This is a genomic window from Aeromonas sp. R6-2, from assembly GCF_040908155.1.
Classification (GTDB): domain Bacteria; phylum Pseudomonadota; class Gammaproteobacteria; order Enterobacterales; family Aeromonadaceae; genus Aeromonas; species Aeromonas schubertii.
The window spans coordinates 12,685-27,214 of record NZ_JBFODE010000014.1 but is presented as its reverse complement, the minus strand read 5'-3'; the positions used below and the strand labels follow the sequence as shown (position 1 = coordinate 27,214).

The following is a 14,530-nucleotide window of genomic DNA, read 5'->3' as shown; positions in this document are numbered from 1 at the left end:
TCGGGCCAGAGTTACGAGCATCGCCGCCAGTGGGTGGTTGACCGGCTGGGCCAGCTGTCGCGGCTCTTTGCCATCGGTATCTGCGCCTATGCGGTGATGAGCAACCACTACCACCTGGTGCTGAAAGTGGATGCCGAGCAGGCGCAGGGTTGGAGCGAGCGGGAGGTGGCCGAGCGGTGGGCCGGGCTGTTCCAGTGGCCGCTGCTGGTGCGCCGCTGGTATCAGGGGGATGCCCTGATTGAGCCAGAGCTCTCGGTAGTGCAGGGGCTAATAGAGGAGTGGCGTGGGCGACTCTACTCCATCAGTTGGCTTGCGCGCCTGCTCAACGAAGGGTTGGCTCGCCAAGCCAATCAGGAAGATAGCTGTAAGGGTCACTTCTGGGAGGGGCGCTTCAAGAGCCAGGCCCTGCTGACGGAGTCGGCACTGCTCGCCTGCATGGCCTATGTGGAGCTTAACCCCATCCGTGCCAAACTCGCCGACCGACCCGAGGAGAGCGACTACACCAGCATCAGCCAGCGTCTGGGAAGGGCCAAAACCACCGAGTTGCCACCCCTGCTGCTGCCGTTTGCCAAGAAGAATGAACCCGAGTCACTCCCCTACACCTTCAGCGACTATCTGGCGCTGGTTGACTGGACGGGCCGTGCCATCCGCGAAGACAAGCGGGGCCATATTCCGGCGGCGCTTTCCCCCATCTTGCAACGGTTGCAACTCGAGGCTGAGGACTGGCTCAAGCAGGTGAAGCTGTTCAAACGAAGCGGCATCCGGGCCATTGGTCACGGCGTGGCGCGAGAGCGTTACGCCCACCACTGCGGCCAGCGATGGTGTCATCAACCAGTACTCTGAGCAAACATCAACCATCTTTATTTGAATGGTGTCTCTTATGGCACCAAGACCACCCGACAGCCATTGCCTGAATTCTTTCCTCTGATCATCACGACTAGACACAAGATAGCGCCCCGTCATACCTCCAGGCTAAAAATCGGATCGGGAGTAATATCTCTGTCCAATTGGTGGATGTCCCAAAGTAGGCCAGCCGCCGGTGGACTTCACCCGGCTCTGACTCACCCACAACAACGGCGCCCGAAGGCGCCGTTTTTTGCTTTCCACGTCAGTGGCTTAACCCGTATAGGCCGGCAGCCACCCCACCATATTCAGCAAATGGAAGGCGGCGGTCAGCACCCCGAACAGGATCACCAGAACAATCATGGCCATGCCACCCGGGGCACGAAACCCGGTCTCGTCCCGGCGACTGGCACGCACCTTCCATACCAGCAGCGGCGGAATGATACAGGTCCACAGGGTCGCAACGGCCCCGGCGTAGCCGATAGCCACCAGGAACCCGAACGGGAACAGAAGCGAGAGCACCAGCGGCGGCAGGAAGGTCACCGCCCACGACTTGCTGCGACCAATCCGGCTGTTGTCGAACTTGAAGAGATCCGCCAGGTAGTCGAACACACCGAGGCCTACGCCGATAAAGGAGGAGAGGATGGCTGCCATGGAGAAGGCGTTGAGCGCGCTCGCCACCGCCTTGGACTCGATCACAGAACCGAGGGCCTTGAGCAGGGCATCCACGTTACCCCCCTGTTCGATCACCGGGCCAAACTCGCTGCGCGGCAGGTTGCCGAATACGCTCAGCAGCCAGATGGTATAGAAGGTAAGGGCGATGGCCGTCCCCCCCAGGATGGCACGGCTGGCACGGCGCTCCTCCCCGTAATAGGCTCGCATCGACGAGACCGAGTGGTGATAGCCGAACGAGGTGAGGGCCACCGGCAGCATCACCAGCGCATAGGGGGCATAGCTGGCATGCTCACTCATACGGTCAAACAGCAGGTCGGGGCTTATCTTCATGGAGAGGCCCGAGATGCCGAAAGCAAAACTCAATCCCATCAGGATCACCAGCAACACCGAGATACGGTCCACCGCCCGGGTGGAGTGCCACACCAGAGCCGAGAAGGCCAGGGTAAAGAGCACCGAGGCGACGTGGCTGCCGAGCCCCGTCATCTCCTGAATGATGAGGCCCGATGAGGTGATGTAGGCGTAAAGCAGAATGCCGCCGACGAAATAGACGCTCAGGTTGTTAAGAGCGTTGACCTTCTCCCCCAGCAGGTCCCGGGTCACCGTATCGAAGGAGACCCGCAGGGGATAGCCGCGGTAGGATTCAAGCAGCATCCAGCCCGACACCGTCATCACCACCATGGTCAGCACGATCGCCAGGGTCGACCACAGCGTCCAGGCCCCCGCTCCCGCACTGGGCAGCCCCAACATACCGGCCCCGACACAGACGCTGGCAATGATACATGCCCCGCCCACCACGGATGGTTTCTGTTCCATCTCCCTGACTCCTTGCCATTCGATTGCGATGATGGGGTGATACCCCGGCCCTGAGGGCACTAATGAAAACGGCAGCCACCGGCTGCCGCGTCAGGGGACTTTACCCTGCCTCCCCTTGGGTATCAAACCGGATCGCACACCTATACTCCTCTCATCACATTTGAAGGAGTGAATCATGGACAGGAAGTTTGTCGTCTGCGCCCTCAGCTATGCCTTGCTCGGCATGCTGCTCGGCATCCATATGGCCGCCAGCCAGAATCACGGCCAATTTGTCACCCACGCTCACATCATGCTGGTGGGATTCGTGGTCTCCTTCATCTACGCACTCTGCCACCGGCTCTGGCTCGGTAACCCGACCGGCCGGCTGGTTCAGATTCAGTTCTATCTGCACCAGGGCGGCGCCCTGCTGATGGCGGTGGGCCTGTTCCTGCTCTATGGCAAGCGGATGCCCCCCGAGCAGATAGAGCCCGTGCTCTCCCTCGCCTCCCTGCTGGTATTGGCCGCCATGGCCACCATGCTCTACCTGTTCCTGCGCACCAGAAGCCTGCCCTAATGGAACCCTAAAAAATGGCGACCTCTACCAACAGAGGCCGCCCTTCCCCTTACCGCACAATGGTGGCCCACCCGATGAGGAGCACACCATGAAAGCCAAATTCAATCTCGCCCCACTCACCCTGCCCGTCACGCCACCCGAGCCACAGAGCGTGGCCCAGACAGAGCAACTGCAGGCTCGTCTGCCCGAGCTGGCCCAGCAAATTCGTTCCCAGCCCACCCCGACCCTGCGCCCGGATGGCTTTCCGCCCAGCTACCAAACCATGCAGCAAACCAACTTCGCCGCCCGCCACGGGGACTATCGACTCCACACGGGGGGAGATGTCTTCATTCATGCCACCCGGGAGCAAGGCCGTGCCGAAGGAGAGTTTCAGGGGGACAAGGTCCATCTGAGCGTGCATCCGGACCACCTGGATCGCGCCTTTGCCGAGCTGGGCCCCCTGCTCTTCTCGGGGGATAGTCCCATCGACAAGTGGAAAGTGACCGATCTTGCCAAGGTGGATCGAGACAGTCGAGTCGCCAAGGGAGCCCAGTTCACCCTCTACATCAAGCCGGAACAGGCAGACAGCCAGTATCAAGCCAGGGATCTCGGTCGGGTCCGCCACTTCATCGAGCAACTCGAGTCCAGCCTCAATCGGGCAGGGATCCCCCTGGGCGAAGCCCCCGCCTCTGATGTGGCCCCCCACCACTGGCACTACACCAGCTATCGCAACGAGCATCGCAGCGACCGGGATGGGAGCGCAGACCAAGCCACTCGTCTGAGAGAGGAGCCCGTCTACCGCCTGCTGACCGAATAACCCTGCTCAGTGGGAGAGATAGGGAAGGATATGGAGCAGATGGCGGCGCACCTCGAGGGGAGTCTGACTGACCCAGAGCCCAAGCAGGCCGTCAGCAAGCAGAGGCAACAGAAACAAGAAAAGAGAGAGCAACGCCAGCTGTAACGGCGTGCTCACCCTGCGCCGCTTCGTGCCAAGGTGCAGGGCATCGGCCCGTTTCGGGCAGGCCTCGATGCAGCGGCGGCAGTCGCTGCACTCCAGATTTCTCACCGCAATCACCTGATGCACCGCAATACGTGACGGGCAAGCCCGGCTACACCTGTCGCAGTCGTGGCCCAGGCTGCGCAGACAGCGGACCTCATCGCGGCGAACTCGCAAGGGTGAGAGTATCCCAAGCAGTCCCAGCCAGGCGCCATAAGGACAGAGATAGCGGCAAAATCCCTGGCGGAAGGTGGCGGTGAGCAGCACCACCCAACCCAGGCACAGGCCAGAGAGCAGGGTCAGGTTGAAGAAGAAGGCCCCCATCTTCATATCCGCCGCCTGGTGATAGGGGCTGGCGAGATAGCCGGGCAGGGCTGCTGTGGGTACCGCCAGCACGATGATGAAGAGCAAAAAGCCGAGCACCAACCACTTCTGGGCACGCAGCACCCCATCGAGCCAGCGCGGCGGGGTCCACTCCCCCGGTAACAGGCGGCAGCGCAGCCGATGCAACCACTCCCCGAGCACTCCAAGCGGACAGGCCCAACCGCAAAAACTGCGCCCGATCAGCAGGGCCGACAGCGTGAGCACCAGCACGGTGACGGTGGCCGCAGGATGGTGCGGGTCGGTCATACCGAACTGGCCCCAGGCCCTTAACCCCAGCCCCCCGGCGATGGGCAGGAAGGCATCCACCACGTCGGGACGGGCCAGCAGCGGCGTCTCACCCCGGCCAAGCTGCCACACATAAATGAGGTACTGGCCCGCCACCAGCGCCCAGGAGAGCAGCAGCAGGTGGCGCATCCCCTCTCGCAGCCTCTCTGTGGTGGCTGGCCCGGCATGGGGGTGCCGCAGCCCTCGCCACCCGAGAAACCCGGTCACCAACGCCAGCGCACCCCAGAGCCAGAGATCCGCCGCCACCACCCAGGCAGCGATGACCAGCAGCAGGGCCGGCCAGACAGCCCAACCCCGCCGCTGTAACAGCCCCCAGGCCAGGGCACTCGCCCCGGCCGCCACTGTCAGTGATTCTATGGCGGTCACATCGCCTCCGGCTCCACAATAAGGTCCGGGCAGAATAACTGACATCTCAGAAGTTTGTTTTGATCTGACGCTCTCCCAGGGGTGAAACGCCAGTAGCCTGCCGCGCCCCCCCCCTCAAGGCAGGCGATGATGTGACGCAGTACCGGCGGCTCGTAGGTGAAGGCCAGTTCGGTCGCTATTCAACCGACAGGGCATCATTAAAAAGGGAGCCGATGGCTCCCTTCTTATGCTTACCCCTTACGGCGCAAGTAAACCCCGGCTTCCATATGGTGGGTCCAGGGAAACTGGTCAAACAGGGCGAAGCGGGCAATCTCGTGGGTTTCGCCGAGCACGGCCATGTTCTCTTGCAAGGTCTCGGGGTTACAGGAGATGTAGAGGATATGGTCATACTCCTGGACCAGCCTGACGGTCGCCGGATCCAGGCCGGCGCGCGGCGGGTCGACGAAGATGGTGTTGCAACGGTAGTCCGAGAGGTCGATCCCCTTGAGGCGGTTGAACTCCCGCTCGCCACGCATGGCCATGGTGAACTCCTCGGCCGACATGCGCAGTATGATGAGGTTATCGATGCCGTTGGCGGCGATATTGTACTGGGCCGACTCTACACTCGGCTTGGCGATCTCGGTGGCCAGCACCCGCTCGAAGTTCTCGGCCAGGGCGATGGAGAAGTTGCCGTTACCGCAGTAGAGCTCCAGCAGATCCCCTTCGCTCTCGCGAGTCACGTCCCGCGCCCAGGTCAGCATCTTCTGGTTAATCTCGGCATTGGGCTGGGTGAAGCTGTTTTCTACCTGGCGGTAGGTGTAGCTGCGCCCCTCCACCTCCAGCACCTCATCCACAAACTCCTGCTCCAGACAGATCTTCTGCTTGTGGGCACGACCGATAAGCTGCAGCTCGAACCCCTGCTCGCGCAGGCTGGTACGCAGCACCTCAGCGGCGGCCTGCCACTGCTCGTCGAGCTTGCGATGGTAGAGCAGACTGACGATCACCTGGCCGGAGCGGGTCGAGAGATAGTCGATCTGAAACAGCTTGCGGCGCAAAACGGGGTGAGGCTTGATCCCCTCCACCAGCCGGGGCATCAGATCGTTGATGAGGCGGCTCGCGACCGGGAACTGATCGACCCGGATACGTTGGCGGGTCTCCTGGTCAAACATGATGTGGTAGAGGTCATCCCCGTCGTGCCAGACGCGAAACTCGGCGCGCATGCGGTAGTGTTCGGCCGGCGAGGCAAACACCTCGAGCACGGGCGGTTGGAAGGCGGCAAACAGGGCACGCAGGCGCTCGGCCTTGGCGTCGAGCTGCTGCTGGTAGGCAGCCGGGGTGTGACTCATCGAATACCTCATGGACGAAGCCGAAAACGGGGTGGGCGCAAGCCCGAGGGGGGGATTTTAAGAGGCGAGTGACGGTTGTCCAGTTTTTTGTGGTCAAGATTTATCCAGACGCGCCGATAGCAGGATCACGGGGGCATGCGGGGGAGGATAACGCCATGCAAATCGACGGAGTGGGCAAGGGGGTCGCAGCCGGCACCGACCTTGCCAACAAGAGCAGGGAGAAGGGAGCAGCCAGGGCCGAATCGCCCAGGGATCAAGGTGACCAGGTCTCCCTTCATGGACGCCCCAGATGGGCGCAGGCGCTGGTGCAGCAGGCACTGCAATTCAGCCTCGAGATCAACGGCGGCCACTACCAGGCACCGAAGCAGACCGAAGAGGTCACGCCCGATACCCTGTTTGACTTCGAGGAGGTGGCCAAGAATGTGCTCTCCTTCGTCACCGGGAGACTGGGTGCCGCCCGGGCCGACGGCAAGGGAGATGACGAACTCGGCACCATGATGGAGCAGGCCCGCAAGGGGGTCGACATGGGCTTCGAGCAGGCCAGGAAGATGCTGGGAGACCTCGCCACCGATAACGAGGACATTAAAACCGGTATCGATCAGAGCTACAAACTGATTCAGGAGGGGCTCGACCAGTTCGAGAAGGAGTTCTTCGGCCAGGTCTCGGCGACCGACATGGCTGCCGCCCAGCTCGCCAGCCGGCAGCAGGGCTCCCTCGAGATCGAGACCCGGGACGGGGACAAGGTGGTGCTGCGCTTCAACGACAGTTGGCAATTCCAGGCCAGCAGCAGCGATCAGGGCAGCAAGGTGAGCTTCCAATACAGCCAAAGCTTCAGCTTCTCCCTGCAGGGGAACCTCAGCGAGGCAGAGACGGGAGCCATAGGCCAGCTTATCAAGGGGCTCGATACCCTGGCCCACTCCTTCTTCTCGGGCAATCTGGATGCCATCCCCGATCAACTGGGCGACCTGCAACTGGATGACAGTCAGCTGGCCAGTTTCAGCCTCAAGGTGAAACAGCAAAGCCGGGTCAACCTGGCTTACCAGGGAGATCACTCCCTGCAGGATCTGCTTAAACCCCTGGCCGACTACCTGCCCAAACTCCAGCAGTGGCAGAGTCAGGCCGACGAGGCACTGCCGCCCCCCAGCCAGCAGAGCCTCACCCAGTCGGTGCTAACGGCCCAGGGTCGGGATCAGGAGCAGCTCCAGCGCTTCAATGGCTTTAACCAGCGGATGCTCGATGCCCTGCACCTGATGGGTTGAACCGGTTTGCCAGCCCCCGACGGGGCTGGCACACTGGCTGACCACCCAGCAGCGATCCGATCCCATGAACCCGAAACGCCCGCGCGACAAGCGCGAACTCTGTTATCCCTTCATCTTCGAGACCCGGCTCCAGTGTGACTATGAGATAGCCACCGACGAACTCTGCTCCCAGGTCGGGGCCGTGATGGCCATGCTGCCGGCCGGGGTGGAAGAGGTGGCGGCCGATCTCGACCAACTGCAACGACTCATCTACAACCTCAACGGCTCGGTACGCGGACGGCTCGGCATCTTCGAGAACGACCTCGACTGGCTCAAGGGGCGTTACGACCACTATAACGAGGCCAACCGTGGACGGGTGACCGGCTTCGTACTACCCCGTGGCCCCATGCCGATCCCGACCCTGCACCTGTGCCGCTGTGGCGCCAAGAAGGTGGTGCGGCTGCTGGTGCGGCTGGAAGAGGATGGCGTGGCGTTCGATCCCATCCTCTATCGTTTTGCCAACCTGTTGGCCAACTTTTTCTTCGTCCTCTGTGTCCACGTGAAAGGAGAGATGGGGATCCCCGAGGTGGAGTACGTCAGCATCAACTACTGACCGCCGGACAAAAGAAGAGGGAGGCGCCAGGCCTCCCTCTCTGCACTCGGTGCCAGTTACTTCACGGTCTTGACCGAGTGTCGGATGATCAGTTCGGGCTCGACGGTGAAGGACTCTACCGACAGCTCCTTGTTGCGGATCCGGCCCACCAGCTGCTGCACCGCCATCTGGCCGAGCTCGGCCTTGGGGTGGCGAATGGTCGTCAGCGGCGGGCTCGAGAAGCGCGCCATCTCCACGTCGTCATAGCCAACGACGGAGATGTCATCCGGCACCTTGACCCCGGCCTCCCAGGCGGCACAGATGGCACCGATCGCCATGGGATCGTCGAAGGCAAACACGGCGGTCGGCCGTGGGGTCAGGGCCAGGATACGCTGCATCTGATCGAAACCACTCTGGCTCTCGTAGTCCCCCTCAAAGATGCGGGCCTCGGAGAGGGTGAGCCCCCGCTCACCCAGGGCATCGCGCACCCCGTCGAGACGCTGCTGGGTGGTCTGCTTGCCGAGCTGACCCGTGATGCAGGCGATATCAGTGTGCCCCTGCTCGAGCAGGTAGCGGGTCGCCATGCTCGCCCCGGAACGGGCGTTGTCATTGATGACGTTGGCGAAGTCGCATTCGGTACCCCAGTCGAGCACCACCTGTGGCACGTTCTTGTAGCTGCGCAGCATGTCGCGCAGGGTGCTGTCGATATCGGTTCCCAGTACCAGCAGACCATCCACCCGCTTCTCCATCAGCATGCGCAGGTAATGACGCTGACGGGGGGGCTGGTTCTCGGTATTGCAGAGGATCAGGCTATAGCCCTGCTCGAAGCAGTAGGCTTCCACCCCCTGCACCACCTCCGCAAAGAAGGGGTTGGCACTGGTGGTCACCAACATGCCGATGGTCTTGGTCGAATTGACCTTGAGGCTTCGCGCCACCGAATTGGGGGCGTAGTTAAGCTCTGCCACCGCCTCAAGCACCTTCTGGGTAGCATCTTCGCTGACCCGACGAGTGTGATTGAGCACATGCGAGACGGTGGAGATGGATACGCCGGCTCGAGCGGCGACATCCTTGATGGTGGCCATCTCAGTCTCCTGAATGTCAAAGGCGGAACATTAGCAGATTTCCCGCATAAAGGCTTGATGTTCGCGGGAACTGCCAACGATTTTTCATGATTTGCCAATCTAGACCGGGGGGATCGTTTGCGCAAACTCTATTTGGCTAAAGTGGGAGCAAAATCAGACTCCTGGCTGGCGCGTTTTTATACTGCACATTAACATATTAACAACACAACTGTTTGCATTGGCGCCTAATGCAGAATATAAACCCACTCAAGTCTCAAATAATGACCCCTTACACTGGTTGAGTATGCTTTTGTGCTTTCAATTCAGCATCTTGAACCGCTTGTCCCCGCTACCGTCGGGATGATAGAAACAGGGTATGTCTGATCAGAGGGGATGTCGGTCGGACTTGAAATAATCAACTGATTAAGGGACGAATCGATGAATAATTGGAGCAGATCAGCCGTTCGCGCCGCCATTTCTATGGCCCTCTTTGGCGCCTCAACCCTCACCATGGCCGCCGATACCGTCAAGATCGGGATCGCCGGTCCGGTCACAGGCCCGGTGGCCCAGTATGGGGATATGCAGTTCACCGGTGGCCGCATGGCTGTCGAGCAGATCAATCAGGCCGGAGGCATCGCCGGCAAGCAGATCGAAGCCGTCATCTATGACGACGCCTGCGATCCGAAGCAGGCGGTGGCCGTCGCCAACAAGGTGATCAACGACGGCGTCAAGTTTGTGGTCGGCCACCTCTGCTCCGACAACACCCTGCCCGCCTCCGACATCTATGAGGATGAGGGCGTGCTGATGATCACCCCGGCCTCCACCAACCCCAAGATTACCGAGCGCGGCTATCAGCTGGTGCTGCGTACCATTGGTCTCGACAGCGACCAGGGACCGACCGCCGCCAAGTACATCATCGAGCAGGTGAAACCCAAGAACGTGGCCGTCATCCACGACAAGAAGCAGTACGGTGAGGGGATCGCCTCCAGCGTGAAAGCGGCGCTGGACAAGGCGGGTGTCAAGGTCGTGGCCTATGAGGGGATCACCGCCGGCGACAAGGACTTCTCCGCCCTGATCGCCAAACTGCAGAAACAGAACGTGGACTTCGTCTACTACGGCGGCTACCACCCCGAGCTGGGTCTGATCCTGCGCCAGGCTCATGAGAAGGGGCTCAAGGCCAAGTTCATGGGCCCGGAGGGGGTCGGTAACAAGGACATCTCCGCCATCGCCGGCCAGGGCTCCGAGGGGCTGCTGGTGACCCTGCCGAAGAAGTATGACCTGGAGCCGGCCAACGCCAAGCTGGTCGAGGCGTTCAAGGCCAAGGGTCAGGACTCCTCCGGTCCGTTCGTCTGGACCACCTATGCCGCCGTGCAGACCCTGGCCGCCGGCATCGCCAAGGCGGGTGATGGGGATCCGGCCGCCGTGGCGGCCGCCATCAAGGGCATGCCGGTCGACACCGTCATGGGCCAGCTCAACTGGGCCAAGAGCGGTGACCTGAAGGGCTTCGAGTTCGGCGTCTTCGAGTGGCACGCCGACGGCACCTCTACCCAGCTCAAGTAAGTCGCGCCAACGGGGTGGCTTCGGCCACCCCGATTCCAATCATCGGGCTCGTACAGGGAACGCAGTATGTCCGAACACCTCCTCTATTTTGTCCAGCAGTTGCTCAACGGGCTGACCATCGGCAGCACCTACGCCCTGATCGCCATCGGCTACACCATGGTCTACGGCATCATCGGCATGATTAACTTCGCCCATGGCGAGGTCTATATGATCGGCTCCTACGTCGCCTTCATGGTGATGGCCGCCCTAATGATGATGGGGATCGACAGCACAGTGTTGCTGCTCGGCTCCGCCTTCCTCATCAGCATCATCATCACCGGCAGCTATGGCTGGACCATAGAGCGGGTCGCCTACCGCCCCCTGCGCGGCGGTAACCGGCTGATCCCCCTCATCTCCGCCATCGGCATGTCGATCTTCCTGCAGAACCTGGTGCGCATGGCACAAGGGTCGCGAGACATCGCCATGCCTGCGCTCATCACCGGCGGGGTCGAGCTCGGTAGCGATAACGGCTTCCAGGCCTCCCTCTCCTGGATGCAGATCATCATCTTCGTGGTCACCTTCGTGACCATGCTGACCCTGACCCAGTTCATCGGTCGCTCGCGCATGGGGCGCGCCTGCCGCGCCTGTGCCGAGGACATCAAGATGGCAAACCTGCTGGGCATCGACACCAACGTGGTGATCGCCGTGACCTTCGTCATCGGTGCCACCCTGGCCGCCGTCGCCGGCGTGCTGCTCGGCATGTATTACGGGGTGATCAACCCCTATCTCGGCTTTATGGCCGGCCTCAAGGCCTTCACCGCCGCCGTCCTGGGCGGCATCGGCAGCATCCCCGGTGCCGTGCTGGGGGGCCTGCTGCTCGGCGTGGTCGAGGCGATGACCGCCGGTTATCTCAGCACCGAGTACAAGGATGTGATGGCCTTTGCCCTGCTCATCGGTGTGCTGCTCTTCATGCCCACCGGCATCCTGGGTCGCCCGGAGGTCGAGAAGGTATGAAAAACCAATCTATGCATGCTCTCGCGCTGCTGTTCATGTCCACACGCAGCATCCTGGGTCGTCCGGAAGTGGAGAAAGTATGATGAAACGTCAATTCATTCATGCCTGTATCGCCAGCCTGGTACTGCTGGTGCTCTCCTTCTGGCTGCTCGGCTTCAAACTGGAGACCGACGGCACCCGCCTGCTGGTGGTGAGCCGGCTCGACGTGTCACTGGCCTGGTTGCTGGGTGGTGCCACCCTGGTGTTCTGGTTCCAGATGCTGCGCGGCCAGATATCCAGGCTGTTCCAGGCCTCCATCAGCGGCTTCTCGGTCGGCTTCACCAAGCTGGTGCTGCCAAGCCCCGAAGAGGCGCCAAAACTCTATAACCTCACCGCCGTGCTGGTACTGCTGTTTGCGGTGAGCTGGCCCTTCATGGCCTCCCGCGGCGCCATCGATCTGGCCACCCTGACCCTGATTTACATCATGCTGGGGCTGGGGCTGAACGTGGTGGTGGGGCTCGCCGGCCTGCTCGATCTCGGCTACGTCGGCTTCTATGCGGTCGGTGCCTACAGCTATGCCCTGCTCAACACCTACTTCGGACTGAGCTTCTGGGAGTGCCTGCCCATCGCCGGCCTGCTGGCAGCCACCTTTGGCTTCTTCCTCGGGTTCCCGGTGCTGCGTCTGCGGGGTGACTACCTGGCCATCGTCACCCTGGGCTTTGGCGAAATCATCCGCATCCTGCTCAACAACATGACCAGCCTGACCGGCGGCCCGAACGGCATCTCTGGCATCCCCAAGCCCACCCTGGGCGGTCTGGAGTTCAACCGCACCGTGAAGGATGGCGGCTGGGACACCTTCCACGAGTTCTTCGGCATCACCTACAACGCCAACCACAAGGTGATCTTCCTCTACCTGATGGCGCTGCTGCTGGTAGTCGTCACCCTGGTGATCATCAACCGCCTGCTGCGCATGCCGCTGGGGCGCGCCTGGGAGGCCCTGCGTGAAGATGAGATTGCCTGCAAGTCGCTCGGCCTTAACCCCACCATCATCAAGCTGACCGCCTTCACCATAGGCGCCGCCTTCGCCGGTTTTGCCGGCAGTTTCTTCGCCGCGCGCCAGGGCTTTATCAGCCCGGAGTCCTTCGTCTTTATCGAATCGGCCATCGTGCTGGCCATCGTGGTGCTGGGCGGCATGGGTTCCCAGATCGGGGTGGTGCTGGCCGCCATCGTGATGACGGTACTGCCCGAGCTGGCCCGCGAGTTCAACGAGTACCGCATGCTGATGTTCGGCCTCTTGATGGTCTTCATGATGATCTGGCGCCCCCAGGGGCTGCTGCCGATGACCCGTCCGCATCTGGAGTTGAAGAAATGAGAACTCATCAGAATATGTTGTTGGAAGTATCTGATCTGTCGATGCGCTTTGGGGGTCTGCTGGCGGTCAACGGCGTGAACCTCAGAGTCAGGAAGGGGGAGGTGGTCTCGGTGATCGGGCCCAACGGGGCTGGCAAGACCACCATCTTCAACTGCCTGACCGGCTTCTATCGGCCCAGTGGCGGAGTGATCCGCTACCGAAACGAGGAGATACAGGGACTGCCCGGTCACCTGATCGCCCGCAAGGGGGTGGTGCGCACCTTCCAGCATGTGCGCCTGTTCAAGGAGATGACGGCGGTAGAGAACCTGCTGGTTGCCCAGCATCGCCATCTCAATACCAGCTTCATCGCCGGCCTGTTCAAGACTCCGGCCTTTCGCCGCGCCGAGCGCGAGGCCCTCGACCAGGCCGGCTTCTGGCTCGAAAAGGTGGGGCTCAAGGATCTGGCCAACCGCAGCGCCGGCAACCTGGCCTATGGCCAGCAGCGCCGTCTCGAGATTGCCCGCTGCATGGCCACCCGCCCCGAGCTGTTGATGCTCGACGAGCCGGCCGCCGGTCTCAACCCCAGAGAGACCGACGAGCTCGACGAGCTGATCGTCTCCCTGCGTGACGAGTTTGGCGTGTCGGTGCTGCTCATCGAGCACGATATGAAGCTGGTGATGGGAATCTCCAACCACATCTTCGTGGTCAACCAGGGCACCCCCCTGGCCGATGGCACCCCGCAGCAGGTGCGCGACAATCCGGCCGTCATCAAGGCCTATCTGGGCGAGTCGTAAGGAAAATAAGATGTTAGAGCTTCGCAACGTATCGACCCATTACGGCAAAATCCAGGCCCTCCACGACGTGAGCGTCAAGGTGGGTCAGGGAGAAATCGTCACCCTGATCGGCGCCAACGGGGCCGGCAAGACCACCCTGCTGATGACACTGTGCGGCGACCCCATCCCGAGCAGCGGCAGCATCTGGTTCGAGGGGGAGGAGATCACTCACCTCGGCTCGGTGCGCATCATGCGCAAGGATATCGCCATCGTCCCCGAGGGGCGGCGCATCTTCGCCCGCCTGACGGTAGAGGAGAACCTGCTGATGGGGGCCTTCTTCGTCGACAAATCGGAACAGGGAGCCCTGCTCGATCAGGTCTTTACCCTCTTCCCGCGCCTGCACGAACGCCTCACCCAGCGGGCCGGCACCATGTCCGGCGGTGAACAACAGATGCTGGCCATCGGCCGCGCCCTGATGAGCAAGCCGCGTCTGCTGCTGCTCGACGAGCCATCCCTGGGCCTGGCTCCCATCATCATCCAGCAGATCTTCGACACCATAGAGCAGTTGCGCCAGGCCGGTATGACCATCTTCCTGGTGGAGCAGAACGCCAACCAGGCGCTCAGGCTGGCCGACCGCGGCTATGTGCTGGAGAACGGGCGAGTGGTGCTGGAGGACACGGGGGCGGCACTACTGGCCAACCCGGCGGTACGCCAGGCCTATCTGGGAGGATGATTGCAGGGGAGAGCCAAGGCTCTCCCCGTT

The 14,530-nt window shown here is 61.8% G+C and carries 14 protein-coding genes; 10 read left to right on the top strand and 4 right to left on the bottom strand.

The features are described from left to right. The coding region (locus tag AB5Y48_RS02390) for a transposase (RefSeq protein WP_368163676.1) at positions 1-843 on the top strand (843 nt) is incomplete at its 5' end. A gap of 273 nt (positions 844-1,116) precedes the next feature. Here AB5Y48_RS02390 and AB5Y48_RS02385 read toward each other — a convergent pair. Then, entirely contained in the window at positions 1,117-2,331 is a 1,215-nt protein-coding gene (locus tag AB5Y48_RS02385; RefSeq protein WP_050665628.1) for an aromatic amino acid transporter, read from the bottom strand. Between the two features lie 175 nt (positions 2,332-2,506). Here AB5Y48_RS02385 and AB5Y48_RS02380 point away from each other — a divergent pair, with 175 nt between their 5' ends. Both AB5Y48_RS02380 and AB5Y48_RS02375 read left to right on the top strand, forming a co-directional pair. Further along, positions 2,507-2,884 carry a TonB-dependent receptor gene (locus AB5Y48_RS02380; protein WP_368163675.1) on the top strand — a complete coding sequence of 126 codons (378 nt, stop codon included), beginning with the start codon at positions 2,507-2,509 and terminating at the stop codon, positions 2,882-2,884. A gap of 88 nt (positions 2,885-2,972) precedes the next feature. Next, the gene (locus tag AB5Y48_RS02375; RefSeq protein ID WP_082177921.1) at positions 2,973-3,680 is read left to right on the top strand and encodes a hypothetical protein; all 708 of its coding nucleotides are present in this window, start codon (positions 2,973-2,975) and stop codon (positions 3,678-3,680) included. Positions 3,681-3,686: 6 nt separating this feature from the next. Here the strand turns inward: AB5Y48_RS02375 and AB5Y48_RS02370 are convergent, their stop codons facing one another. Next, positions 3,687-4,895, bottom strand: coding sequence for a 4Fe-4S binding protein (locus tag AB5Y48_RS02370; RefSeq protein WP_368163674.1), 1,209 nt, complete (start codon positions 4,893-4,895; stop codon positions 3,687-3,689). Between the two features lie 230 nt (positions 4,896-5,125). Next, positions 5,126-6,220 (bottom strand): tRNA (uridine(54)-C5)-methyltransferase TrmA, encoded by a 1,095-nt coding sequence (gene trmA / locus AB5Y48_RS02365; RefSeq protein WP_368163673.1) that lies wholly within the window; start codon positions 6,218-6,220, stop codon positions 5,126-5,128. A gap of 155 nt (positions 6,221-6,375) precedes the next feature. Between trmA and AB5Y48_RS02360 the strand changes: the two genes are divergently transcribed. Both AB5Y48_RS02360 and AB5Y48_RS02355 read left to right on the top strand, forming a co-directional pair. Continuing rightward, positions 6,376-7,479, top strand: a complete 1,104-nt coding sequence (locus AB5Y48_RS02360) for a DUF5610 domain-containing protein (RefSeq protein ID WP_136614530.1) — start codon at positions 6,376-6,378, stop codon at positions 7,477-7,479. Positions 7,480-7,543: 64 nt separating this feature from the next. Further along, positions 7,544-8,071 carry an ATP--cob(I)alamin adenosyltransferase gene (locus AB5Y48_RS02355; RefSeq protein WP_368163672.1) on the top strand — a complete coding sequence of 176 codons (528 nt, stop codon included), beginning with the start codon at positions 7,544-7,546 and terminating at the stop codon, positions 8,069-8,071. Between the two features lie 56 nt (positions 8,072-8,127). Here AB5Y48_RS02355 and AB5Y48_RS02350 read toward each other — a convergent pair whose 3' ends face one another. After that, entirely contained in the window at positions 8,128-9,132 is a 1,005-nt protein-coding gene (locus tag AB5Y48_RS02350) for a substrate-binding domain-containing protein (protein ID WP_050665634.1), read from the bottom strand. A gap of 417 nt (positions 9,133-9,549) precedes the next feature. Here AB5Y48_RS02350 and AB5Y48_RS02345 point away from each other — a divergent pair, with 417 nt between their 5' ends. The 5 genes from AB5Y48_RS02345 to AB5Y48_RS02325 all read left to right on the top strand — a co-directional run bounded on the left by AB5Y48_RS02345 (position 9,550) and on the right by AB5Y48_RS02325 (position 14,500). After that, positions 9,550-10,671 carry a branched-chain amino acid ABC transporter substrate-binding protein gene (locus tag AB5Y48_RS02345; RefSeq protein ID WP_050665635.1) on the top strand — a complete coding sequence of 374 codons (1,122 nt, stop codon included), beginning with the start codon at positions 9,550-9,552 and terminating at the stop codon, positions 10,669-10,671. Between the two features lie 66 nt (positions 10,672-10,737). Then, on the top strand, positions 10,738-11,664 hold the full coding sequence (gene livH / locus AB5Y48_RS02340; protein ID WP_368163671.1) for a high-affinity branched-chain amino acid ABC transporter permease LivH: 927 nt from the start codon (positions 10,738-10,740) through the stop codon (positions 11,662-11,664). Between the two features lie 82 nt (positions 11,665-11,746). Continuing rightward, a complete protein-coding gene (locus tag AB5Y48_RS02335; protein WP_050665637.1) occupies positions 11,747-13,015 on the top strand; it encodes a high-affinity branched-chain amino acid ABC transporter permease LivM in 1,269 nt (422 codons plus the stop codon). After that, positions 13,012-13,788: a high-affinity branched-chain amino acid ABC transporter ATP-binding protein LivG gene (livG, locus tag AB5Y48_RS02330; RefSeq protein ID WP_368163670.1), complete on the top strand. Its 777-nt coding sequence runs from the start codon at positions 13,012-13,014 to the stop codon at positions 13,786-13,788. The genes AB5Y48_RS02335 and livG overlap by 4 nt, the downstream gene beginning before the upstream one ends. 10 nt (positions 13,789-13,798) lie before the next feature. After that, positions 13,799-14,500: an ABC transporter ATP-binding protein gene (locus tag AB5Y48_RS02325; RefSeq protein WP_368163669.1), complete on the top strand. Its 702-nt coding sequence runs from the start codon at positions 13,799-13,801 to the stop codon at positions 14,498-14,500. The last annotated feature ends 30 nt before the right edge of the window (positions 14,501-14,530 follow it).